Below are 22,896 nucleotides of genomic sequence, written 5' to 3' on the forward strand. Positions count from 1 at the left end.
AATGAAAAATATAATTTTTAGATTTCTTTTGATTTTTCTCTTGTTCAATACCCTCTATGCAGATAAAATGCTTTATTTTATGCCTTATGAACAAAAAAATGCTTTGAATTCTTTGATAAAGTCTATTCAATCTTCTCATAAAAATATTGATATTTCTATTTATAGTTTTACCCATAGAGAAATCGCCAAAGCTCTTAAAAATGCAGCAAAAAGAGGAGTTAATATCCGTATTATTTATGATTATGAATCCAATATCAACAACCCTTACTCCACCATCGGTTATCTTAGCAAATATAATCACATCCAAACTTGTCTCCTACAAGGACAAAAGAAACAAAATAAACACAAGCAATATTTTGGAATCATGCACCAAAAATTAGCCATTATAGATAATCACACCCTCATTCTCGGATCAGCAAACTGGAGTAAAAATGCTTTTGAAAATAACTATGAAGTCCTTTTGCTAAGTGATGATACAACACTGATTGCTAAAGCTAAAAACTATTACAACAAAATGTTTAAACGCTGCACGCCCTATTGATTTAAATGTTTTTTAACCATTGCTGAAATTCTGTGCCCATTAGCGACTTCATTGAGATGTTTAAGCGCTCCCATTACTTTGCCCATATCTTTGGAAGATATCCCCCCAACTGCCTTGATAGTCTTGATAACTTCTTTTTCAAGCTCTTCATCGCTTAATTGTTTGGGCAAATATTCCAGAATAATCTGCATTTCTTTATTTTCTTTGTCAAACAGATCTTTCCTGTCTGCTTTCTTATAAGCATCTGCAGCATCAAGCCTTTGTTTATAAGCGCTTTTCAAAATCCCAATCACATCTGTGTCGCTCAAGACAATTCTTTTATCAACTTCAACTTGCTTCAAAGAACTATTCAGCATACGTATTGTATCACGCCTAAAATTATCTCCATTTTTCATGGCTATTTTTAAGTCTTGCACCATTTTTTCTTTAATTGCACTCATGGCATTTTCCTTTGGAATAAACTTTGCTTTGTATTATACAGTTAGTTTGCAAAAGGATTTAGAAATGCAAAAATTCTCTTTTAAAAATATGTTTATTTTGCTTTGGGCAATGGGAATTATAAGTGTTTACGCTTATGAACCTGAAATAGACCTCAACCCTCCTGCGTATGTTGAAGAAATGCCCTCTAAAGAATTTATCCCGGAATTTAGCAAACCCGGAAGTCTTTTTGGGCAAGGTGAGCGTCCTTTATTTGCAGATAGGCGTGCAATGAAACCTGATGATTTAATTACTATCATCATCAATGAAACTTCTAATGCTAATTACACCACTTCAAAAGCTTATAATACAGCTTCCGGAGGTAATTCCACGCCTCCAAGACTTGCCTATAACGGAAAGGATGCAAACAAACAAAAATCAGCAGAATTCCTGGATGATCAAACCAATTATAGTCTCACCAAACCTTCTAATAATACAAATTTTAAAGGAGGAGGGGCTCAAAGTAAAAATGAGAATCTTACTCTTACAATCACAGCTAGAATCATCAAAGTGTTGGAGAATGGAAATTATTTTATTTATGGGAATAAGGAAATTCTTGTAGATGGAGAAAAACAAATCCTCAAAATTAGTGGCGTCATCAGACCTTATGATATAAGCAGAAACAATACTATTGAATCTAAATTTATCTCTGATGCTAAAATTCAGTATGCTAATATTGGCTCTCTAAGCAACACAGATAAGAAAAAATTTGCTAGTGATGCCCTAGAGAGTGAGTGGCCATACTAAATGAAAAAGGTTGCTATTATCCCTGCAAGAGGAGGGAGCAAAAGAATCCCTAAAAAAAATATTAAACTTTTTTGCGATAAACCTATTATCAGCTATTCAATTCAAAATGCTATTCAGAGTGGGGTTTTTGATGAGATTATTGTAAGTACTGATGATGAAGAAATCGCAACAACAGCCATACAATATAATGCCAAAGTCCCTTTTTATCGTCCCAAAGAATTAAGCCTTGATACAACCCCTACCCTCCCTGTTATCGCTCACGCCATTAAAGAACTTCAACTTCACTCAAATGATTTGGTTTGTTGTATTTATCCCACAGCCCCTCTTTTGCAACCCCAACATATTACACTTGCTCTAAAAAAACTTTTAGAAAATCCTCAAAAGCTTTATGTATTTTCTTGTGCTGCATTTGACTTTAGTCCTTGGAGAAGTTTTGTTATTAATGAAGAAAATGATATTTCTATGCTTTTTCCTCAATATGCCCTAAAACGTTCTCAAGATCTACAAAAAATTTATCATGATGCAGGCGCTTTTTATTGGGGAAAAGTCCATGCTTTTTGCGAAGAAAAAATGATTTTTGATTCCCATTCAATTGCTTTTATTTTACCCGGAATATTCGCGCAAGATATTGATACCCTTGATGATTGGTGTATTGCTGAAATAAAATACAAACTCAAGCACCCTTGAAATGAAAATTAAAATATTCTGTGAAGCAGGATACTCTTATGGTCTGGGACATTTGAAACGATGTGTGCGTCTTAAAAATCTCTTGCTCCCTTTCTACCCGGATATCAGTATTTATTATGATGGAGAAAAAATACCCCATGAGAGACAACATTGCCAATGGAGCAATCAAGCAATATTTTTTGATCTACTCACAGACACAGATATTGCCATTATTGACAGCTATCAAGCCGGTTTGGATTTCTACCGACAAGCCTCTGAAAAGACCAAAAGACTCATTATTTTAGATGACAATTGTCGTCTTCATTACCCCCAAAATGCCATTATTCTCAATGGCGCCCTCAATGCCCAAACCCTTTATCCAACGACAAAAAATCATCTTTGCGGTATTGAATTTGCCATCATAGATAAGCAATTCTTTTGCATCAAAACCCCTCAAAAAAATGTTCAAAATATACTCATCACTTTTGGAGGGAGCGATTGTGGGCAAATGAGTCAAAAAGTGGTTCATCTCATTGAGAATAGACCTTATACAAACCATATTGTTCTCCCCTTGAATCACAAACAACACATTCCACCATTAAACAAGAACAAAATTTATCAAAACATCTCTTCATCGAAAATGGCAGATTTAATGAAACAATGTGATATAGCCATATCAGCAGGAGGGGGTACGCTCAATGAATTAGCCATGTCCCATGTCCCCACTCTTATTATCCCAACAGCTTCCAATCAAATATTTCAAAGCCAACAATGGGCATTAAAAGGTGTGATGAAAATAACAAGTTTAAAAAATTTGAATATAGATTTAGATACAATTATACCTATGCAAACAAGAAAAGAAATGATTCTAAAATCTCACTCAATTATTTTTGGCAATTTGCTTCTGGAGAATTTATTGGCTATTATTTCTGCAAGCAAGAGTTAGTGAATGAATTTTTTTATTCAAGATATTTATGCGCTTGATTTTACACAAATGACTCTTGAGGATTCTATGGCTGTTTTGGAATTCAGGAATCATTTAGATGTTGCAAAATGGATGTATTCAAAAAATATCTCTAAAAAATCTCATTTAAAATTTATTTCAGAACTCAAGCAAAATCCTTCAAACCATTACTGGTTATTTAAAAAAAATCAAACATACCTTGGTGTAGGATCTATTACACGCATTAACCTCACTCATAAACATGCTTATCTGGGAATTTATAAAAATCCTCATCTTTTAAACGTAGGCAAAGATATTCTTAAATGCCTGGAACAAATTGGATTCAAAGAATTCAAATTGCATTCATTACATTTGGAAGTTATTCAAACCAATCAAAAAGCTATTGCCTTTTATAAAAAACATCATTATACCTATGAGGGCAAACTCATTGATTTTGTTTATCAAAACAATAATTATCAAAATGTCCTTATTTATGGCAAAAGGAATCCTAATGCATAGACCTATGATCATTGCAGAACTCAGCGCTAACCATAATCAAAATTTAGAAATTGCCAAAGAATCTATCCTGGCTATCAAAGAATGTGGGGCTGATGGTGTCAAACTCCAAACTTATACCCCAAAATGTCTTACCCTCAATTCTCAAAATAAAGATTTTCAAATCAACTCCGGCACTCCATGGGATGGAAAAACACTTTATGAACTCTATGAAGAGGCTTATATGCCTTGGCAATGGCATGAAGAACTCTTTAGACTTGCTCGAGATATAGGGATTGAAATCTTTAGCTCTCCTTTTAGTTTAGAGGCTTTGGATCTTTTAGAATCTCTAGATTGTCCTATGTATAAAATCGCAAGTTTTGAAATTACTGATATTGACCTTATTTACCATGTAGCCAAAACCAAAAAGCCTATTATCCTTTCTACAGGTATTGCCGGTGATGATGAGATTAAAGATGCTCTTCTTGCTTGCAAAGAGGCTCAAAATAATGATATTACCCTTTTAAAATGCACAAGCTCTTATCCTGCCCCCATTCAAGAAGCTAATCTTCTATCCATGCCTGAATTAGGCAAAAAATATGGGGTTAAATATGGATTATCTGATCATACAAAAGGATATCTGTCTCCTATTATCGCCACAAGCTTAGGGGCAGTAATGATAGAAAAACATTTTATTCTTGATAAATCATTCAATACTCCTGATAGTGCTTTTAGTATGGACAAAAAAGAATTTCAAGAAATGGTAGAAAAAGTCCGTCAATGCACACTTGCACTTGGAGAAAAAAATCCCCAACCTGACATGATTAAACTCCACAATCAACGAAAATTTGCCCGTAGCTTATTTGTCTGTGAAAATATCAAAAAAGGACAGCCCCTTACTTATCAAAATATCCGATCGCTAAGACCCAATAATGGCATAGCACCCAAATACCTCAAAAAAATATTAGGCAAAAAAGCCCTCAAAGACTTGCCTTTTGGGAAGCCTCTTGAATTTGGAGATTTTATTTAAGTTTTAAGTTTTTGACATTTTGCGCAAAGCACAAAAAGCTTCATATTGTGGCTAATAAGCTTTGCATTATATTTTTTGGCAACTTTTATTTGTCTATCTTCAATATCAGGATCGACGAATTCAATAATATCCCCACAATTAAGGCAAATAATATGATCATGATGCTCTTTGGCAGCAATTTCGTATCTTCTCCCGCTTTTATCTGCTTCTAAAGCAGTAATAAATTTTTCTTTTTCTAAAAAACTAAGAATCCTATAAACTGAAGAAATACTTGTTGTCTTATCTTTAATTTTGATCTCAGAAGCAATTTCTTCAGGACTTAAATGTGTCCCGCTTTTATATAATACAGAAAGAATCTCTTCCCTTTGTTTAGAGTTTTTTAAACCATTTTTTTTGATAGATATCCGCAATCTATCTAATATAGATTCTAATGTTTCTAATCTATTTTGCATCATAAAAACCTCAATTTTTAAATATTTAAAATACACATTTATAAGAATATCTTAGAATTGCTAAGTATTTGTAAAAATCCAATAAATTTCATTTAATTTTAATAAAATTTAAATAAATTGTTTGACAAAAATCATTATAATCATTTCATACAAAAAAATACAAAAAACTTAAGGCAAGGAAGGTATATAAAATTATGTTTGGAAATAATAAAAATTTGCAATTGCAAATAACGCAACAGAATGTCCAAATAGAACATCTTCAAAAAGAAATTGAAACCTATAAATCGGTGGCAAATTTTGCTTTGGCAGAAATTGTTGTGGGGATTAAAAATGCAAAAATAGTGTATAAAAATGAAAATGCTTCAAAAATTTCTAATCTTGAAGAAATCATTCCTCATCTAAGAGAAGACATAAAAACGCTCTCCGTTAAAGGTCATGACTTTAAAGTAAAAAGCAAAAATATTAATAATATTGCTTACTATTCCTTATTGGAAATTAATTTTTTATTTGAGAAAAATGATGGGTTAGATATTTTTCAAACTTACCATAAAAGCATTAAAGATGGTGTGCTCGAAGCTCAAAGTTCATTCCAAAGTATTTTAACTGAAAGCAAGGGCATTTTAGAAAAAGCCACACAAGCAGAGCAAGAAGGCATACAAGGACTGAATATAAGCACCAAAGCATCACAAAATGTCAATCATCTTTATGAAAAAATGCAAAATGCCACAATGCTTGTAAATTCTCTGACGCAACGGAGTAATGAAATCACCAATGTTATCTCACTCATTGATGATATTGCGGAACAAACCAATCTTTTGGCACTCAATGCAGCAATTGAAGCAGCACGGGCAGGCGATCACGGTAGAGGGTTTGCCGTTGTAGCTGATGAAGTAAGGAAACTTGCTGAAAAAACTCAAAAAGCCACCAAAGAAATAGCTATAGTTGTGAAATCTATGCAACAAGAAGCTAGCGATATTCAAACCAGCACAGATGAGACAAACCATATCACTGAAAATGTTAAAGCAAGTATTGATGAAATTTATCAAATGGTAGATAACCTCAAAAGTGGGGCACAACTTGCCAAATATGCAATATATAATTCAAACAATCAAATATTTTGTTCTTTAGCAAAGCTTGATCATACCGTTTATAAAAACAATCTCTATGCCCTTTTATTTAGAATATCTGATTCTTTCAATCAAGTCCAACATCAAAATTGCCGTTTGGGCAAATGGTATTTTGAAGGAGATGGAAAGAAATATTTCTCATCAACATCAGGGTATAAAAATCTTGATGGCTTCCATATTGTTGTCCATACTGAAGCCAACGCACTTGCTAAATCTTTGACGGAAGACACTACCTTGCCATCCAAAGAATTTATTGATCAAAAAATCACCATGATGGAAAATGCAAGCGCGGGAGTAATGAAAAGCATTAATGAAATGCTTCATGAGAAAAAAGAAGATATTGATAGAATTATAGAGAATCTTTTAAGCCAACAGAAATAAATGTTTGAAAAAGAATTAAGCGCTATTAAACACGCTCATCTTTATCGCGAACGCAAAATCTTTTCTGACAGACTTAAAGATTTTGCATCTAATGACTATCTGGGATTATCACAAAAAAAGAAACTTGCCAAAAAAGCCTATCACCTTGTGATGTCCCAATCAAATCATTCTCCTAAAGCCTCTCTTTTAGTCAATGGTTACTCTTTGATCCATAAAGAATTAGAAACCAGACTTTGTGCTTTGAATAATTTTGAGAATGGCATTATCCTCGGAAGTGGATTTTTGGCTAATCTCGCACTTTTTGATTCACTTGTGCGCAAAAATGACAAAATTTATATTGATGAAAAATATCATGCTAGCGGGATATATCCCGCAAAAATACTTCAAGAAAGGGCAGTGTATTTTAAACACAACGATCCCGCAGATCTTCTTAAAAATATCAACTCTTCTGCGCCCAAAGGCAGAATTATTATCGCTATTGAGGGGGTGTATTCAATGGATGGAGATATTGCGCACAAAGATTTTGCTCAAATTGCTTGTGAAAAAAATGCTCTTTTAATTGTTGATGAAGCCCATAGCAGCGGTAGTATAGGCAAAAATTTATTAGGATATTTTGATTACCACCATATCCCTATCCAACCTAATTTCATCAAAATGGGCACACTATCAAAAGCTTATGCAAGTTATGGCGCTTACATATTAGCAGACAATTCTGTTATTGAATTTTTGTGTAATCGTGCTAAAAGCATCATTTATACGACTGCTCTTTCTATATTTGATACCGCACTTGCTCTTATCAATCTGGATTATATTCAAAAAAATAAGCATATTTTGACCCAACAAATCGATCGCCTAAAATCTATAGTCAAAAACTCATTAGACATATCCCCTCAAGCTCAGATTCTTATCCTTCCTTATAAAAATACCCAAGAAATGCAAGCACTTCATCAAAAACTCCAAAATAAAGGATTTTTAGTTGGAGCAATCCGACAACCTACAGTCCGCCATCCCATATTGCGCATCACTTTATGTGTCAAAAATTCACCCAAACAAACAAAAAAATTATGTAAAATAATCAAAAAATCTCAAGGTTATCTATGCTAAAAAAAATTATTCTTTTGATTTTAGGTGTTTTTATCTTCTGTATTGTTGTTTATATAGGAATATTGTGGGTGGATCTAAAAGATGATGTAGCAAAAATCAAAAACTATCACCCTCAACTTGCTACCCAAATGTTTGATAGAAAAAATCACTTAGTAGTTAATATCTATGATAGAGAATTTAGATTTTATGCAAGATATGATGAGATACCTCCCAAAATGGTTGAAGCTCTTTTAGCCGTTGAAGATACTCTGTATTTTGAACATGGAGGGATCAATTATGATGCTATTATTCGTGCCATGATCAAAAATATCAAAAATGGAAAATATCTGGAAGGAGGAAGCACTCTTACCCAACAACTTATCAAAAATATGCTCCTCACTCGAGATAAAACAATATCTAGAAAAATCAAAGAAGCCCTTTTATCCATACAAGTAGAGCATATTCTGACAAAAGAAGAAATTCTTGAGAGATATTTTAATCAAACCTTTTTTGGTCATGGTTATTATGGGGTAAAAACAGCCTCTATGGGGTATTTCAAAAAACCTCTCAATCACTTAACACTCAAAGAAATTGCTATGATTGTAGCTCTTCCAAGAGCTCCAAGTTTTTATGATCCAACAAAAAATCTGGATTTTTCACTCAGTCGTGCCAATAATATTGTTACTCGCATGTATACGCTTGGGTGGATTAGCAAAGAAGAATATGACAAAGCAATAGTAGAAGTCCCTCAAGTGTATAATCAAACTCTCACTCAAAATGCCGCACCTTATGTTGTTGATGAAGTTTTAAAACAATTAAGCTACATCAAAGATCTCAAAACCGGAGGTTATAAAATCAAGCTAAATATTGACTTAGACTATCAAAAAATTGCTCAAAATGCCCTAAAATATGGCTATGACAATATTAATAAAAGATTAAAAAAAGAAAAAGCGCTTGTTGTGGAAAAATCTTCTCAAGAGGGCATAGACGATTATGACTCCCTCAATGGGGCAATGGTGGTCACAGATACAAGGACAGGAAAAATTTTGGCGCTTGTGGGGGGGATTGATCACACTAAAAGTGCCTTTAACCGGGCTACACAAATCAAACGACAATTTGGAAGCAGCATCAAACCTTTTATTTATCAAATTGCATTTGATAGCGGGTATTCAACAGCAACAACCGTCCCCGATGTGGCTAGAAGTTTCAACAAAAGCTATAATACAGATATTGAACAAAATGAGTCATCAGATGAAAAAGATGAATACTGGAGACCCAATAATTTTTCTAAAAGTTTTAAGGGACTTGTTACACTTAAAGAAGCACTTGCCCATTCTCTTAATCTGGCTACTATCAACCTTGTAGAAATGGTGGGATTTAACAAAATTTATACTCAACTTAAAGATTATGGTTTCAAAAATGCTCCAAAAGACATGTCCATAATTTTGGGAAGTTTTGGAATTTCTCCCTTAGAAGCTGCCAAAGAATATTCAATTTTTTCAAATTATGGCATGATGGTTGATCCTTCCTTAATTGAAAGCATTACAGATAGAGAAGGTAATATTGAGATTCTTGATGATAATGACGATCAAAAAATCACCTCACCCCAACAAGCTTTTCTCACTCTCTCAATCCTCAAAGATGTCGTTATGCAAGGCACAGGGAGACGTGCAAAGGTTAAAGGAATAGAAGTCGCAGGCAAAACCGGTACAACAAATAACAATGTAGATGGTTGGTTTTGCGGTTTTACCCCTTCTATCCAAGCAATCATTTGGTATGGCAGAGATGATAATACCCCTATTGGTCCCAGAGAATCCGGAGGTGTAGTTTCTCCACCGGTATTTTCATATTTTATGAGCAATGTTTTAAAAATCGATCCGGGATTGAAGCGAAAGTTTGACATTCCTGAAGGTGTTAGCAAAAAAACAATCAATGGAAGTATCTACTACTACACTCCAACATCAAAACTTCCTGATAATAAACCTCAAGATACCATTGACGAAAAACTTTTGTTTTAAAAAGTTTCCTTTATATTTCAATAGAAATTTACCTAAAACTAGCTAGAATTCAAGCAATTTAATATCAAGAGGTGAGCAATGAAATTAAAACTAACCCATATCCCCCATGTAGCCAATAAAATAGCACTAGACATTGCCAACTCCAGTCTTTTGGAGATCAAAGCCCCCATAGAAAATATAGCAAATTTATCTAAAACCATTTTAGAAGAAGATATTAAAAAAGAATTAGAAATTGATCAAAAAGCCAAAAACTTACTGGAAGAAAATCTTGATGAAATTGAATTTATGCGCGCAGATGAAAGGCAACTTTTTTGGATGATCAAACGTCAAATTGCCGAGCAAGAAAATTTTTTACTTTCTTGGGAAGATCGATATAATGAAATCTCTCACAAAATTCTTGACGAACTAAGTCTTGAAGGTTTTATCCAATTTCATATATCTGAAAACCTTATCAAAAACCTTATTTTTAAATCAATTGATACTTATTCTAAGATGTATGAGGAAATTGAAGAAGAAGTCATCGAAAAAATCAAAAACTATAAAAGAAAACTTTTGGTGGGGACAGATGAATATGAGCTTGTTTTTGAGAAACTATATGAAGAAGAACTCAAGAAAAAAGGGTTTTTATAATGCAAGATGTTTATATTTATTTTGAAAATGATCTTTTTATAAAAGGGAAAAGTTTTGGAGCACAAGGAAGTTGCGTTGGCGAAGTTGTTTTTAATACTTCTATAACAGGCTATCAAGAAATTATTACAGATCCAAGCTATGCAGGGCAATTTATTGTTTTGAGTATGCCGGAAATTGGGATTGTAGGTGCTAATCCTCAAGATATGGAATCAAGAAAAGGCTTTTGTAAAGGTATCATCACAAGACATTATAATGATTTTTATTCAAATTTTAGAGCACAAGAAAGTTTGGGGACATTTTTGAAATCTCAAAATATTCTTGGCATCACCAATATTGACACAAGATCCTTGATCAAAACAATTCGCAATAATGGATCAATGATGATGGTAGCCTCAACGCAAATTTCATCTCCAAACGAACTTAAAAATCTCCTTGAAAAATCTCAAAAGATTCAAGAAATCAATCTTATTCCTGAGGTCTCAACCAAAAATACTTATACCCACAAAAATGGCACTTTTGATTTTGATACTCTTGAGTATTCTTCTCCAAGATTATCTCAAAAAATTATCGCTATTGATTTTGGTATCAAAAAAAATATCCTTAATGAATTAGCTGCGCTTGGGCTTGAAGTAGAGGTAATACCGCATTCTTTTGAAGCAAATTCAATTATTCAAAGATACAAAGACAATCAAATCAAGGGTATATTTTTATCCAATGGACCTGGGGATCCTCAAATGCTTTCTCATGAAATAAATCAAATCAAACTCCTCATAGAAGCTAAAATACCAATGTTTGGGATTTGTCTGGGACATCAACTTCTATCCATCGCTCACGGATACAATACCTATAAACTAAAATTTGGTCATCATGGAGGGAATCATCCGGTCAAAAATCTCCTCACTCAAAGTGTAGAAATTACTGCTCAAAACCATAACTACTCTATCCCGGAAGAAATAGAACAAATCGCGGAAATTACCCATAGAAATTTGTTTGATAATACAATTGAGGGACTTAAATATAAAAATTCTCCTATTTTTTCTGTCCAACATCACCCCGAAGCAAGCCCTGGTCCAAAAGAATCTAACCATCTTTTCAAGCAATTTTTAAAGATGCTTACATAAGCCCGGCTTAACAAACATCTCATCAAAATCTAATCTCTATCACACAATATATTTTACGATCCGGCTTGCTCCATTTGGCATAATCTTCTCCCTTAATCTCTTGCTTATTTGTGCGATACCTTTTATCCCTTCTTTATCAACACTATTAAGTTTATCCATAAAATCAAATAAAATTTCAGGATAAAGCCCATCCTCTTGTCTGGCTATAATTCCAAGCCCATCTTGGGCAAACTCTAAGGCGTTATAATATTGATGATTGCTTGCTGCATAAGGATAAGGAATAAAGATGGCAGGCAAACCATTTGCTGCTATCTCCCATACACTACTAGCTCCCGCCCTACCCACACAAATATCTGCTTGAGTAATTTTATCTACCAGATTTTTATCAAAACTAAAAAGATCAACTTGATCTAAAAGATCTAACTTTGCATATAAATCTTTTACGCGCTCAAAATCTATTTTTCCACATTGATGGATTACCTTTATTCCTTTACTCAAAAGCTTTTTTGCTACCAAAATGGCAAAATCATTAATAGCTCTGGCTCCTTGTGAACCTCCCAAAAAAATCACACATTTTATTTCTTCTCGAATCCTGGATTTTAAAAAAAATTCATTTCTAAGAGGATAAGAAGTTTTGATATAATTCTTTCCTTTTTGAGTAAAACTCCCGAATACAGCTTTGGCAAAAGGACTTAAAAGTTTATTTAAACTCCCCTTAATAGCATTTTGTTCGTGAATAAAAAGTGTTTTATTGCATAACAAAGCTCCTAAGCTTGCAGGTCCGCCGGAAAATCCACCCACACTAAATACAGTTTGAATTTTGTAAATCTTAAAAATCTTGCATGCTTGAAAAGTTGCGAATACTTGCTTCCATAATGATTTAAAAATTCCCGGACCTTTTTTATTCACCACACCCAAAGTATTTAGAAAATAGCATTTCTCAAACAAATCACTACTTTCAAACCACTCTCTATCTTGCCCATTAAGAGAACCAATATATACCAATACGTGATCATTTTTTTGAAACTCTTGGGCTAAAGCCTTAGCAATAGCCAAATGCCCTCCTGTTCCTCCTCCTGTGATAACAATATTCATCAATATCCCTCAAAAATAAAATTTAAGCGCCCACTTCTTGCTTGATAAAAGATTTGAGCGTATCTCTAAATCCAAAATCCGGATAATCCATCATCGAAAGCGCAACCTGGGCTGCACTATGATTTTTGGGATTAAAAATCAAAGGAGCTAAGAAATTTACCATGGAATCTTGCAAATCTTTTTGCAAAACAATCACACAATAAACCTCAACTTGAGAATCCTTATCTAACTCTAAAAGCAATTCTATATATTTAGGCACACTAAAAGAATATTCTCTAAGCATATAGGGATTGACCAATATCATACTCAAAGAGTTATCAAGAGTACTTATTTTACTAAAGATTGTATCAATTTTTTCAAATCGCACCTGTGAAACATTTTCAAAACCCAAAATGGGAGCTTTTAAATCATAAAGCATATTTTCTCCTGTAATTATTTGCTTTCTTGTATAATTCAAAAAGCAAAACCTATACCAAAAACTTAACAAGGAAATCTAATGAATCCAAATTCCGGAGTAAAATCTTACCAACCCAAAGAAATTGAATCAAAGATTTATCAGATCTGTAAAGAAAGAGGATATTTTGAAATAAATGGGAATCTTCCTATCCAACAAAAGGGCAAAACATTTGCAATTATGATGCCCCCGCCTAATGTAACGGGAGTTTTGCATATCGGTCATGCCCTCACGCTTACACTTCAAGATATCATCACACGATACAAACGAATGGATGGCTATAAAACTTTATACCAACCCGGACTCGATCATGCAGGTATTGCTACACAAAACATTGTAGAAAAGCAACTTTTAGCACAAGGAATTAAGAAAGAAGAAATCGGAAGAGAAGCATTTATCCAAAAAGTATGGGAATGGAAAGAAAAAAGCGGAGGAGAGATTTTTTCTCAAATGCATCATCTTGGTATCACTCCTGCATGGTCTAGAGAAAGATTTACAATGGATGAGGGGTTGAGAAATGCTGTAAAAAAAGCTTTTATAAATTGGTATGAAAAGGGATTGATTGTTCAAGATAATTACATGGTTAATTGGTGTACACATGATGGAGCACTTTCAGACATTGAAGTAGAATATGAAGAAAACCAAGGCAAACTTTATCACCTCAAATACCCTATCAAAAATTCTAAAGATTATCTTATTGTAGCAACTACTCGTCCGGAGACTTATTTTGGCGATACTGCAGTCATGGTACATCCTGATGATAAACGCTACAAACATCTTATAGGACAAAAAGTCATTCTTCCTCTTATCCATAAAGAAATCCCTATTATTGAGGATAGTTATGTAGATATGGAGTTTGGAACAGGTTGTGTAAAAGTTACACCTGCTCACGATATAAACGACTATGAAGTGGGTAAAAGACATCATTTAGAATTTATCGTTGTATTTGATAAAAATGGCTTCCTCAATGAAAATGCTCGAGAATTTTGCGGACTTGAGAGATTAGAGGCCAGAGAGAAAATTATAGAAAAATTATCCCTTGAGGGTTTTGTAGAAAAAATACAAGATTATACCAATCAAATAGGCAAATGTTATCGATGTGGTAATATTATTGAACCCTATATATCTAAACAATGGTTTGTCAAAGCTGAGGTTGCCAAAGGGGCAATACAAAAAGTTAATGCTAACCTCACTAACTTCTACCCTGCTCAATGGAAAAATAATTATAATGCTTGGATGAGAGATTTGAAAGATTGGTGTATCTCACGACAATTATGGTGGGGGCATAGAATCCCTATATGGACTTGCGAATGCTCCCACACATTTGCAAGCCAAGAAGACATGCCAAGTCATTGCCCACAATGTGGGAGTAAAAATCTCACGCAAGATCCTGATGTGCTTGATACATGGTTTAGTTCAGGATTATGGGCTTTTAGCACTCTTGGATGGGGGAATAATCATTGGGGAGAAGGAGAAAAATGGCAAAAAGATGATTTGGAGGAATTCTATCCCAATTCTTTGCTTATCACCGGGTTTGATATTTTATTTTTCTGGGTAGCCAGAATGCTTCTAAGTGGAGAATCCCTATTGGGCAAACTTCCCTTTAAAGACATCTATTTGCACGCATTAGTCCGAGATGAAAATGGACAAAAAATGAGTAAAAGCAAGGGAAATGTTATTGATCCTTTAAAAATGATAGAAATTTATGGCGCAGATAGTCTCCGATTCAGTTTGGCAATTTTATGTGCTCAAGGCAGAGATATCAGACTCTCCACCTCACAACTTGAAATTTCAAAAAATTTCGCAAACAAACTTTTTAACGCTGTAAATTTTTTAATGCTGTATCTAGAACAAATAAACACTCAAGAAGCGTTAAATAAAGGATTTGGAGATAAAGAAAAATTGCAAGATTTTACAACCCCCTTGGGTCGATATGCCAAATCAAGACTCAATCTTGCCACTCAAGAAATAAGAATAGCTCTTGATTCTTATCGATTCAATGATGGGGCAAGTATTTTATATCGATTTTTATGGGGAGAGTTTTGCGATTGGTTTATTGAATTTTGCAAAGCTGATAAGCCCTCTGTATATGAACTTGGCAGTATTCTTAAAGAAGCCCTCAAACTCTTACACCCTTATATGCCTTTTTTAAGCGAAGATTTGTGGCATAAACTCAATGCTTCTTCTTTGGAAAATTCTCCATCCATCATGGTAACCTCTTATCCTGCACAAACGCTGCGTGATGAAGAGATTGAAAATGAATTTATGATTTTAAAAGATGCCATTATTTCTATCAGGAGAGTTAAAATAGCCCTAGATATTGGGAATAAACAAATTTCAAAAGTCTTTTTGCGCCTAAATCAAACGCCTAAAGATCTAAAACTTCTTCAAAAATTTATCCCCAAACTTGCCAAAGTTCAAGATGTAGAAATTATTACTTATAAACCTCAAAATGTTGTCTCTGATATTAGCGATTATTGTGAAAGTTATTTGAGTCTGGAAGGAATTGACTTAAGCGGGATTCTTAAGCGTCTCTATTCCCAAAGAGATAAATTAGAAAAAGAAATTTCTAAGCTCCAATCTATGCTTCATAATGAAAAATTTATTCAAAATGCGCCTAAGGAAGTTTTAGCTACAAATCAAAAAAACCTCCAAGAATGTGAAGATAAACTATTAAAAGTGAAAAATGAATTAAAAGCATTTTTATGATTTAAATTATTTTTAACTAAATATTTGTAATAATAATGTTTTTGATTTTTTGGAGGCATTATTTAGAATGATAAGTATGAAAAAACAAAATAAAATTATTTATTTTGATAATAAAACACAAGTTTTTTTAGATACACATTTAACCCCGATAAAACCATCAAAATCAGATACCATCATTGAATGTATCCATGGGGCAAAACTTATCAAACATCAAATTCGTATCGACAAAAATTCTCCTATTCCTTCTGCTTTTGCAATAAGTGATTGGCTTTATGCTCAGTGCATTCAAGAAGGTATTTTTGATTTAAATATTCAATATGCCCTCACTTATCTTCATGAAGAAACATCTGTTGAAGAAATTTTTCAAATCTATGCCTACAAACTAGAGCTTGCATTTTCAAACTATCAAGTTTTTATCCCGGATATTTTCCTCCCTATGGCTCTAGACTCCAAATATTTACAATCAAGTTTATTTTTATTTGATGACAATCTTGTTTTTTACCATCATGATAAACTTCTCTATCATTCGCCCTTTCCGGATACAGATGCTATTTTTAAGGCACTCCATTATATCCGGGCAATCTACACTATGCCTTCCGCACTCTATACTTGCACTCAAAAAAGTTTTGACTTAAATATTCCTGTCGTTCCTATAAATACACTTATTGAGAATACCCCTGAACCTATGGTCACGCTCGCATTTGTCTATTTTTCTAAACTCCAAAATACACCCTTGCCTATTTTAAAATCAAATGAAAAATTTTACATCACCAAAAGTAAAAGCTTCAATATGCTGCTTCAAATTGCCCTCATGGCTATATTAATGCTTTTATACCCAACATTTTTATTTATTCATGGTCTTTATTTGAAAAAACACTCCGAAAATCTCGCTTATCAAAATATTCAAATACTTCAAAACAACACTTCTGCCCACACACAAACTCATGCATCTCTTGCTCGGCTGGAAAATATAAAAAATCAAAACAACTCTATAGAAGAACATTTAAATTTATTAAATAAAATTCAAATTTCTTATACCCCTAGATATAATTTTATTGCTAAATTAGCTAAAATTATTCAAGATAAAAATATTTTTATTGAAGATTTTTATTTTGTAAGTGATATTTTTGAAAATATTTTAAGCTTCAAAATCAGACTAAAAGCTTCTTGCGAACAAGAAATTCTCCATTTTATACAAGATTTGAAAAACACTTCTTTAATTGCAAATAACCATCAAGAGATTTTTCATCATAAAATCTACACATCGCAAAAAGAATTTTCAACTGAAGTTATTTGGGTTAGCAATGCTTACTAAAACCTTTTATTCCATTGATAAATACCTCTCTACAAAAACAATAAGAGAAATTTTTATGATTTATATCCTGTCTTTAGGGCTAGTCTTTTTTATTATTTATTTTTGGATATTGCCTCCTATAAACACAACCCTAAAAGAACACAAAAAAATTTATAAACAAACAGAACTTGCATTCAAAGCAAATTTAGCTAATTCTAAAAAACTCTCACATACCCTGGAAAAGTCCTCTTCTAAAGAAATTTTATTACAAAATCAAAGCTTAACTCAAGATATTGAAACTTTGAAAAAACTTTCAAAATCAAATTATGACTTGCTTGAAAATATAACAACCCTCACAAAGAATTTAAACCTTAAAATTATTTCAGACATACAAGCAGATCAAAAAAGTATAAAATTCACTCTGATAGGAGATTTTGAAAATATTATGGAATGGATACGCAATCTTGAAGAAAACCATTTTGTCTTTATTCAAGATTTTCATTTTTTACTCAAAAACAACAAGCTAACTTGCCAAATAACAATTAAAAATTTAGGTCTGTAATGATAAGATATTTATTTGCAATATTTTTTACTCTTGCATATGGAAATGATTTACAAACACTTAAAACACCTATTTCTATCCCCAAACAAAATATTTTCAATATATTTAGTCCATTCATAATTCAAAAACCAAAACTCGAAATTATCATTAATCAAAGAGCAAAAATCAATGGCAAATGGTATAAACTCCATCAAAAATTTTTAGAATACTCCATCAATGAAATTGGAAAAAACTTTGTTGTATTAGAAAATTCACACCAAACCCTTACGCTCTATACCCACCCTCCAAAGGAACAAAAATGAAAAAAATTTTTGTGTTTATGTGTTATTTTTTCATAGCACAAGGAATGGATTTGTGTAATGACAAGAAATTTAATATATCTATCCATCAAGATGTGCCCCTCCAAGAAGTCCTTGAGGAAATAGCCAATGAATGTTCTTTTAGTATTATTTATGCAGATGTTAAAACCAAAGAATTGCTTAATTCTCAAAAATTAACCCTCAATCTTAAGAATAAGAAAATAGATTATTTATTCAATATTATCGCCGAAGGGGCTGATTTGGATTATCAAATCAAAGATAGTCATATCAAAATTCAAAGATTTCTTACCAAAACTTTTAATATTGATTATGTCGCTACTGCACGTGTTGGATCAAGCAATACAGATGTCATCTTTTCTCAAGATACCCAAAACAATCTCTATCCGAACCAATTTTATTCTTATAATGACTCACAAAATGATGCTCATCAAAAAGCTATGTCTTTAGGAAGCGATCAAACTAAACTCAACGTTGGACGTAGCGGGACAAAAATCTATTCCATTGATGAGTTAAATTTTTGGGGAGAACTCAAAAATGAACTTTATGCCATTACTTACCGCCCCGGCGATAAAAATCAGCCCCAAAAATCTACAGAAAATAAAAAATCCATTGTTATCAACAAAGTAGCCGGACTTGTTACTATTACAGCAACACCCTCTCAAATCAAACGTGTGCAAAATTATATCCATTGGCTTAATCAAAAAATGCAAGCTCAAGTTCTCATTGATGTCAATATCCTTACTATTTCACACAACAACACAGATACTGCGGGTGTCAATTGGGCAGAAATCTACAAACTGGGAATTCAAGCACAAGATCCTTCAGATGGTCTTATTTCTTTGAGTAAAGAAAATTTCAATTATGGGATTAATATCTTCCCTCAAGAGCTTAGTATTGCTAAAATCTTGCAATTTTTAAATACTTATGGAAAAGTTAGCTCTGTATCAAACCCTAAAGTCCTCACCCTTAACAACCAACCTGCCATTATTTCTGTAGGCAATGTATTGCGATACTCTCAAAATCTTGTTTATCAAAATAGCACCAATACAGCTGTCGTCCAAAATATCGGCGAACAATTCCCAACAATATTTTCCGGAGTTCTTCTGGATGTTACCCCCTCTATCAGTAAAGATTATGTCATTTTAAAAATTAACCCCTCCATCACAAGCGCCAAAGATACAATGATTGAAAACCAACCCAACGCCTTAAAATCACCCCCTAATCTATCTACGAACCAACTCTCTTCAATAGTCAAACTTCAAAATAATCAAAAAGTAATCCTCGGAGGACTTATCCACAAAACTCATTCTATTGTTGAAAAAAAGATCCCTTTATTGGGTTCAGTCCCTATCCTAAAATACCTTTTTTCTTATAAAAAAAATCTCAAGCAAACACAAGAAATGGTCATTATCATTACTCCTAAAATCATTGCTTCAAATACTCCTTCTATGCAAGATTTGGGGTATGAATATCTTCAGGAAAAGCATCATGAGACAAATTAAAATAACTCCACAAATCAAATTATCATCTATTATTATAAGCATTTCGATAACTTGTGGGGTAGTAATTTTTGGCATATATTTTTATCAAACAAAAATACAAATAAATAATACAAAAATCACCCAACCCCAACCAAAATATTCCCCACATGCCCTCACAAAAATACCACAAAAAGTAATTTCATCTGCTCCACATGCGATCATGATACCAAAGCCTACTTTTTATATGGGCACAATTTTGGGGACACTCACTTATAATCATGCCCTAAAAATTGCCAAAGATTATTATGAAAATCAATCCTATGAAAATGCTATGATATGGGCTTATAGGGCTAATCAAATCAATCACAAAGACTTAAAAAGTTGGGTTGTTTATACCCAAAGTCTCTCAAAAATAGGCAGACAAAAAGAAGCTCAAGAATTAATGCAACAAGCCCAAAAAGTTTTGAAGATAAAAAAATGAAACAAAAATTTCAAGCATTTATGCAAAAAAATCATATCCCGGAATTTTGCCCTCATCATCTTATTGAATACCTTCAAACAACTCAAGAATCCTTTGAGCAAGCCTTAAAAGAATTTTCAGAATATGCTCAAGATATTATACGAGCCTCCGGATTAAAATATGCCTGTCTTGATGAGTGGATGAGTGATGAGAAGTCTTGTATGCTCATTCATTATGATTTGGCTCTCAAACTCAAAACCTTTATTTACACCATTGAGACTCAAAAAATTAATCTTATCACCCTTGAACCTTATCATATTGAAAATATCAATCTCTTAGAAGAACTTATCAAACAAAAATACCCGACTTATAGTTTTGAATTTTATCTCACAAGCTTAAAATCCTTTTATGCTGCCCTTGATAACCTCAAAACCCAAGAACATATCTACCATATTAGCGCCCAAATTCAAGATCCCATTAAATATGAAGCAAGCATCACCCATCTTTATCATTATATTCTTGAGAATGCTATTACTCAAAAAGCAAGTGATTTACATTTAGAATCTAAAGCCACTTATGCAAGCCTTAGAATTCGTCAAGATGGCAAGATCAAAGAAATTTCCAGAATCAAAACAGACATTTTCGAATTATTATGCAACAAAATCAAACTGGAATCAAAGCTTGATATTAGCGAAAAAAGACTCCCTCAAGATGGTCGTTATACTTTGTCAATCAATCACAAAGAATATGATTTTAGGATTTCTTGTGTCCCTATTTATTATGGAGAAAGTATCGTCATTCGAATACTTTATAAACAAAACAATTCTTTAAGTCTCAAAAACCTTAATCTCACTCCCGATAATCTCTGTATAATCCAAAAAAGTATCCAAGCTCCTCATGGGATTATTTTGGTTACAGGACCTACAGGAAGTGGTAAATCCACCACATTATATGCCTTATTAGAAACTATCCAATCCAGAGATAAAAAACTCATCACCATTGAAGATCCCATCGAATATCAAATCAATCTTGCTGCACAAGTCCAAATCAATCCTGATTATGGATTTGGATTTTCTGATGCCCTAAGAGCTATCCTTCGCCAAGATCCCGATATTATTATGGTAGGAGAAATTCGCGATCAAGAAACTCTTCAACTTGCTATGCAAGCTTCTCTTACGGGACATCTTGTGTTTTCTACTATCCACACCAATGATTGCAAAAGTACAATTGAAAGACTTCTGGACATGGGCGCACAACCATATTTGCTTAACTCAAGTTTAATTGCAATTATTTCTCAAAGATTGGTAAGAAAACTTTGCCCTCATTGCAAAAAACCTCATACCCATACCCCCAAAATAACATCAAAATTTTTATCCTCTTCATCTGCATTTTTTATCTCTAATGGTTGTGAAAAATGCAATATGCAAGGATTTTTAGGTAGAGAGGCGATTGTTGAAGTTCTGGAAATTACCCCTGAAATCAAAAATATTTTGTTAGATAAACCCAAACTTCAAGAATATCTCAAAGATTTTAAAACACTCTTTGATGATGGAATTCATAAAGCCTCACAAGGAATTACAAGCTATGAAGAAATCTGCAGGGTCATAAGAGAATGAAATTTTTTATCAAAGGACTTAGAAATTCTCAAACCCAACAAATCTGTTTAAATGCCAAAAATGTAGATCAACTCAAGAAAAAAGCATATGCTTTGGGCATTGTTCCTATTGAAATCACCCCCTTAGATTCAAAAAAATTCTCTTTAAAATCTTTTTTACCTTATCATCAAGAGCTTCTTTTGAGCTTTCGACAAATTTCTTTCATGATTAATGCTGCCCTCCCTATTGATGAAATTCTCACACACATGATTACAAGCACACACCATCCAAAAATAAAATCCATGTATGAAGGTATTTTAAAAGAACTTTCACTGGGATCTTCTTTGGCAAAAGCATTTTCAAAGTTTAAGCATATTGTTGGAGAAATGAGAATCTCAATGATTGAAGTTGGACAAAATAGCGGGAGTCTTGCTGAAATTTTTAGTCTTCTAAGTGATGAGATAGAGCAATCCATAAAAGATATTGCAAGCTTTAAAAAGAAATTATTTTACCCTTGTATTGTTTTTATCTGCATTTTTATAGCATTTGGAATACTAAATGCCACCGTGATACCGGAATTTATAGCCTTATTTCAAGATATTGGTCTTGCTTTGCCTTTTGCTACAAAAACACTTATCATTGCAGCAGATGTATTTCAAAAATGGGGAATTTCTATTCTTATTTTTATGTTTTTATTTGGTTTTTTCTTGCAATATCCCCTTAAAAAATACAAATCTATTGCGCAAAAATTCCACCAATATATCTTAAAAATCCCTCTTATAGGCAAAATTTTTTTATACAGAGATTTACATCATTATTTGCTCACATTTTATCTCTCCCAAAAAACAGGGCTTGATATAAAAATTTGCCTAAAAAATGCTCATACTTCAATCAAAAACACTTACTTAAAAAACATCCTCAATCAAGTTCATTTTTCTATCCAAAAAGGAGAGAATCTCTCAAAGGCAATCTCTCAAGCAAAAATTTTTAGTCCAATTGCCCAAGGGCTTATCCTTGCCGGAGAAAAAAGTGGTAACCTAGAAAAAATGCTTGAAATGTCTTCTTTTTATTACAAAGAACTCTACACCCAAAAGCTTGATAATTTTAGTCAATGGATAGAACCCGTCATGACACTCCTTATAGGCGCCCTAGTCTTATGGTTTGGACTAGGAGTGCTGATGCCAATGTGGAGTCTCAACTACTTTGAGTTTTAAA

General features: G+C 33.0%; 23 protein-coding genes. 19 read left to right on the top strand and 4 right to left on the bottom strand.

Annotated elements, in window-relative coordinates; translation table 11 throughout:
* The first annotated feature begins 1 nt into the window (after position 1).
* Positions 2 to 541: a phospholipase D-like domain-containing protein gene (locus BKH45_RS07970; RefSeq protein WP_095274955.1), complete on the top strand. Its 540-nt coding sequence runs from the start codon at positions 2 to 4 to the stop codon at positions 539 to 541.
* Here the strand turns inward: BKH45_RS07970 and BKH45_RS07975 are convergent.
* The gene (locus BKH45_RS07975) at positions 535 to 981 is read right to left on the bottom strand and encodes a GatB/YqeY domain-containing protein (RefSeq protein WP_095274956.1); all 447 of its coding nucleotides are present in this window, start codon (positions 979 to 981) and stop codon (positions 535 to 537) included. The genes BKH45_RS07970 and BKH45_RS07975 overlap by 7 nt on opposite strands.
* Before the next feature lie 88 nt (positions 982 to 1,069).
* Between BKH45_RS07975 and flgH the strand changes: the two genes are divergently transcribed.
* Genes flgH through pseI form a run of 5 tightly spaced genes read left to right on the top strand, consistent with a single transcriptional unit; the run spans position 1,070 to position 4,899 of the window.
* Entirely contained in the window at positions 1,070 to 1,765 is a 696-nt protein-coding gene (flgH, locus tag BKH45_RS07980) for a flagellar basal body L-ring protein FlgH (protein ID WP_095275000.1), read from the top strand.
* Entirely contained in the window at positions 1,766 to 2,452 is a 687-nt protein-coding gene (pseF, locus tag BKH45_RS07985; protein ID WP_095274957.1) for a pseudaminic acid cytidylyltransferase, read from the top strand.
* Between the two features lies 1 nt (position 2,453).
* Entirely contained in the window at positions 2,454 to 3,377 is a 924-nt protein-coding gene (locus tag BKH45_RS07990) for a glycosyltransferase (RefSeq protein WP_095274958.1), read from the top strand.
* Between the two features lie 3 nt (positions 3,378 to 3,380).
* Positions 3,381 to 3,893, top strand: a complete 513-nt coding sequence (gene pseH, locus BKH45_RS07995) for a UDP-4-amino-4,6-dideoxy-N-acetyl-beta-L-altrosamine N-acetyltransferase (RefSeq protein WP_095274959.1) — start codon at positions 3,381 to 3,383, stop codon at positions 3,891 to 3,893.
* Positions 3,886 to 4,899, top strand: a complete 1,014-nt coding sequence (gene pseI, locus BKH45_RS08000; protein WP_257874539.1) for a pseudaminic acid synthase — start codon at positions 3,886 to 3,888, stop codon at positions 4,897 to 4,899. The genes pseH and pseI overlap by 8 nt, the downstream gene beginning before the upstream one ends.
* On the opposite strand, the gene BKH45_RS08005 is transcribed toward pseI, so the two are convergent.
* On the bottom strand, positions 4,896 to 5,351 hold the full coding sequence (locus tag BKH45_RS08005) for a transcriptional repressor (RefSeq protein ID WP_095274960.1): 456 nt from the start codon (positions 5,349 to 5,351) through the stop codon (positions 4,896 to 4,898). The two genes, pseI and BKH45_RS08005, sit on opposite strands and share 4 nt — an antisense overlap.
* 194 nt (positions 5,352 to 5,545) lie before the next feature.
* Here BKH45_RS08005 and BKH45_RS08010 point away from each other — a divergent pair, with 194 nt between their 5' ends.
* From BKH45_RS08010 to carA, 5 genes are all read left to right on the top strand, one after another.
* Positions 5,546 to 6,859, top strand: coding sequence for a methyl-accepting chemotaxis protein (locus BKH45_RS08010; RefSeq protein WP_095274961.1), 1,314 nt, complete (start codon positions 5,546 to 5,548; stop codon positions 6,857 to 6,859).
* Positions 6,860 to 7,963 carry a pyridoxal phosphate-dependent aminotransferase family protein gene (locus BKH45_RS08015; protein ID WP_095274962.1) on the top strand — a complete coding sequence of 368 codons (1,104 nt, stop codon included), beginning with the start codon at positions 6,860 to 6,862 and terminating at the stop codon, positions 7,961 to 7,963.
* Positions 7,957 to 9,960 carry a PBP1A family penicillin-binding protein gene (locus tag BKH45_RS08020; protein WP_095274963.1) on the top strand — a complete coding sequence of 668 codons (2,004 nt, stop codon included), beginning with the start codon at positions 7,957 to 7,959 and terminating at the stop codon, positions 9,958 to 9,960. Before BKH45_RS08015 ends, BKH45_RS08020 begins: the two co-directional genes overlap by 7 nt.
* A 78-nt stretch (positions 9,961 to 10,038) precedes the next feature.
* Positions 10,039 to 10,590, top strand: a complete 552-nt coding sequence (locus BKH45_RS08025; protein WP_095274964.1) for a DUF507 family protein — start codon at positions 10,039 to 10,041, stop codon at positions 10,588 to 10,590.
* Positions 10,590 to 11,711 carry a glutamine-hydrolyzing carbamoyl-phosphate synthase small subunit gene (gene carA / locus BKH45_RS08030; protein WP_095274965.1) on the top strand — a complete coding sequence of 374 codons (1,122 nt, stop codon included), beginning with the start codon at positions 10,590 to 10,592 and terminating at the stop codon, positions 11,709 to 11,711. The genes BKH45_RS08025 and carA overlap by 1 nt, the downstream gene beginning before the upstream one ends.
* Before the next feature lie 39 nt (positions 11,712 to 11,750).
* Here the strand turns inward: carA and murG are convergent, their stop codons facing one another.
* Together murG and fliW are read right to left on the bottom strand one after the other, a co-directional pair.
* Positions 11,751 to 12,806, bottom strand: coding sequence for an undecaprenyldiphospho-muramoylpentapeptide beta-N-acetylglucosaminyltransferase (gene murG, locus BKH45_RS08035; RefSeq protein WP_095274966.1), 1,056 nt, complete (start codon positions 12,804 to 12,806; stop codon positions 11,751 to 11,753).
* Between the two features lie 22 nt (positions 12,807 to 12,828).
* Positions 12,829 to 13,224 carry a flagellar assembly protein FliW gene (gene fliW / locus BKH45_RS08040; RefSeq protein ID WP_095274967.1) on the bottom strand — a complete coding sequence of 132 codons (396 nt, stop codon included), beginning with the start codon at positions 13,222 to 13,224 and terminating at the stop codon, positions 12,829 to 12,831.
* A gap of 78 nt (positions 13,225 to 13,302) precedes the next feature.
* Between fliW and BKH45_RS08045 the strand changes: the two genes are divergently transcribed.
* From BKH45_RS08045 to BKH45_RS08080, 8 genes are all read left to right on the top strand, one after another.
* Entirely contained in the window at positions 13,303 to 15,969 is a 2,667-nt protein-coding gene (locus BKH45_RS08045; protein WP_095274968.1) for a valine--tRNA ligase, read from the top strand.
* A 76-nt stretch (positions 15,970 to 16,045) separates the two neighbouring features.
* Positions 16,046 to 17,284: a hypothetical protein gene (locus BKH45_RS08050; protein ID WP_180675716.1), complete on the top strand. Its 1,239-nt coding sequence runs from the start codon at positions 16,046 to 16,048 to the stop codon at positions 17,282 to 17,284.
* Entirely contained in the window at positions 17,274 to 17,825 is a 552-nt protein-coding gene (locus tag BKH45_RS08055; protein WP_095274970.1) for a hypothetical protein, read from the top strand. The genes BKH45_RS08050 and BKH45_RS08055 overlap by 11 nt, the downstream gene beginning before the upstream one ends.
* Entirely contained in the window at positions 17,825 to 18,127 is a 303-nt protein-coding gene (locus BKH45_RS08060) for a hypothetical protein (protein ID WP_095274971.1), read from the top strand. Before BKH45_RS08055 ends, BKH45_RS08060 begins: the two co-directional genes overlap by 1 nt.
* On the top strand, positions 18,124 to 19,647 hold the full coding sequence (mshL, locus tag BKH45_RS08065; RefSeq protein WP_095274972.1) for a pilus (MSHA type) biogenesis protein MshL: 1,524 nt from the start codon (positions 18,124 to 18,126) through the stop codon (positions 19,645 to 19,647). The genes BKH45_RS08060 and mshL overlap by 4 nt, the downstream gene beginning before the upstream one ends.
* Entirely contained in the window at positions 19,634 to 20,107 is a 474-nt protein-coding gene (locus BKH45_RS08070; protein WP_095274973.1) for a hypothetical protein, read from the top strand. Before mshL ends, BKH45_RS08070 begins: the two co-directional genes overlap by 14 nt.
* Entirely contained in the window at positions 20,104 to 21,702 is a 1,599-nt protein-coding gene (locus BKH45_RS08075) for a GspE/PulE family protein (RefSeq protein WP_095274974.1), read from the top strand. Before BKH45_RS08070 ends, BKH45_RS08075 begins: the two co-directional genes overlap by 4 nt.
* The gene (locus BKH45_RS08080; protein ID WP_095274975.1) at positions 21,699 to 22,895 is read left to right on the top strand and encodes a type II secretion system F family protein; all 1,197 of its coding nucleotides are present in this window, start codon (positions 21,699 to 21,701) and stop codon (positions 22,893 to 22,895) included. The genes BKH45_RS08075 and BKH45_RS08080 overlap by 4 nt, the downstream gene beginning before the upstream one ends.
* The last annotated feature ends 1 nt before the right edge of the window (position 22,896 follow it).

The organism is Helicobacter sp. 11S03491-1, assembly GCF_002272835.1.
Taxonomy (GTDB): Bacteria; Campylobacterota; Campylobacteria; order Campylobacterales; family Helicobacteraceae; genus Helicobacter_J.

Excerpts from the sequence above, each read along its gene's own strand:
- BKH45_RS07970 (WP_095274955.1), top strand. The coding sequence starts at position 2 with ATGAAAAATATAATTTTTAGATTTCTTTTGATTTTTCTCTTGTTCAAT.
- BKH45_RS07975 (WP_095274956.1), bottom strand. The coding sequence starts at position 981 with ATGAGTGCAATTAAAGAAAAAATGGTGCAAGACTTAAAAATAGCCATG.
- flgH (WP_095275000.1), top strand. The coding sequence starts at position 1,070 with ATGTTTATTTTGCTTTGGGCAATGGGAATTATAAGTGTTTACGCTTAT.
- pseF (WP_095274957.1), top strand. The coding sequence starts at position 1,766 with ATGAAAAAGGTTGCTATTATCCCTGCAAGAGGAGGGAGCAAAAGAATC.
- BKH45_RS07990 (WP_095274958.1), top strand. The coding sequence starts at position 2,454 with ATGAAAATTAAAATATTCTGTGAAGCAGGATACTCTTATGGTCTGGGA.
- pseH (WP_095274959.1), top strand. The coding sequence starts at position 3,381 with ATGAATTTTTTTATTCAAGATATTTATGCGCTTGATTTTACACAAATG.
- pseI (WP_257874539.1), top strand. The coding sequence starts at position 3,886 with ATGCATAGACCTATGATCATTGCAGAACTCAGCGCTAACCATAATCAA.
- BKH45_RS08005 (WP_095274960.1), bottom strand. The coding sequence starts at position 5,351 with ATGCAAAATAGATTAGAAACATTAGAATCTATATTAGATAGATTGCGG.
- BKH45_RS08010 (WP_095274961.1), top strand. The coding sequence starts at position 5,546 with ATGTTTGGAAATAATAAAAATTTGCAATTGCAAATAACGCAACAGAAT.
- BKH45_RS08015 (WP_095274962.1), top strand. The coding sequence starts at position 6,860 with ATGTTTGAAAAAGAATTAAGCGCTATTAAACACGCTCATCTTTATCGC.
- BKH45_RS08020 (WP_095274963.1), top strand. The coding sequence starts at position 7,957 with ATGCTAAAAAAAATTATTCTTTTGATTTTAGGTGTTTTTATCTTCTGT.
- BKH45_RS08025 (WP_095274964.1), top strand. The coding sequence starts at position 10,039 with ATGAAATTAAAACTAACCCATATCCCCCATGTAGCCAATAAAATAGCA.
- carA (WP_095274965.1), top strand. The coding sequence starts at position 10,590 with ATGCAAGATGTTTATATTTATTTTGAAAATGATCTTTTTATAAAAGGG.
- murG (WP_095274966.1), bottom strand. The coding sequence starts at position 12,806 with ATGAATATTGTTATCACAGGAGGAGGAACAGGAGGGCATTTGGCTATT.
- fliW (WP_095274967.1), bottom strand. The coding sequence starts at position 13,224 with ATGCTTTATGATTTAAAAGCTCCCATTTTGGGTTTTGAAAATGTTTCA.
- BKH45_RS08045 (WP_095274968.1), top strand. The coding sequence starts at position 13,303 with ATGAATCCAAATTCCGGAGTAAAATCTTACCAACCCAAAGAAATTGAA.
- BKH45_RS08050 (WP_180675716.1), top strand. The coding sequence starts at position 16,046 with ATGAAAAAACAAAATAAAATTATTTATTTTGATAATAAAACACAAGTT.
- BKH45_RS08055 (WP_095274970.1), top strand. The coding sequence starts at position 17,274 with ATGCTTACTAAAACCTTTTATTCCATTGATAAATACCTCTCTACAAAA.
- BKH45_RS08060 (WP_095274971.1), top strand. The coding sequence starts at position 17,825 with ATGATAAGATATTTATTTGCAATATTTTTTACTCTTGCATATGGAAAT.
- mshL (WP_095274972.1), top strand. The coding sequence starts at position 18,124 with ATGAAAAAAATTTTTGTGTTTATGTGTTATTTTTTCATAGCACAAGGA.
- BKH45_RS08070 (WP_095274973.1), top strand. The coding sequence starts at position 19,634 with ATGAGACAAATTAAAATAACTCCACAAATCAAATTATCATCTATTATT.
- BKH45_RS08075 (WP_095274974.1), top strand. The coding sequence starts at position 20,104 with ATGAAACAAAAATTTCAAGCATTTATGCAAAAAAATCATATCCCGGAA.
- BKH45_RS08080 (WP_095274975.1), top strand. The coding sequence starts at position 21,699 with ATGAAATTTTTTATCAAAGGACTTAGAAATTCTCAAACCCAACAAATC.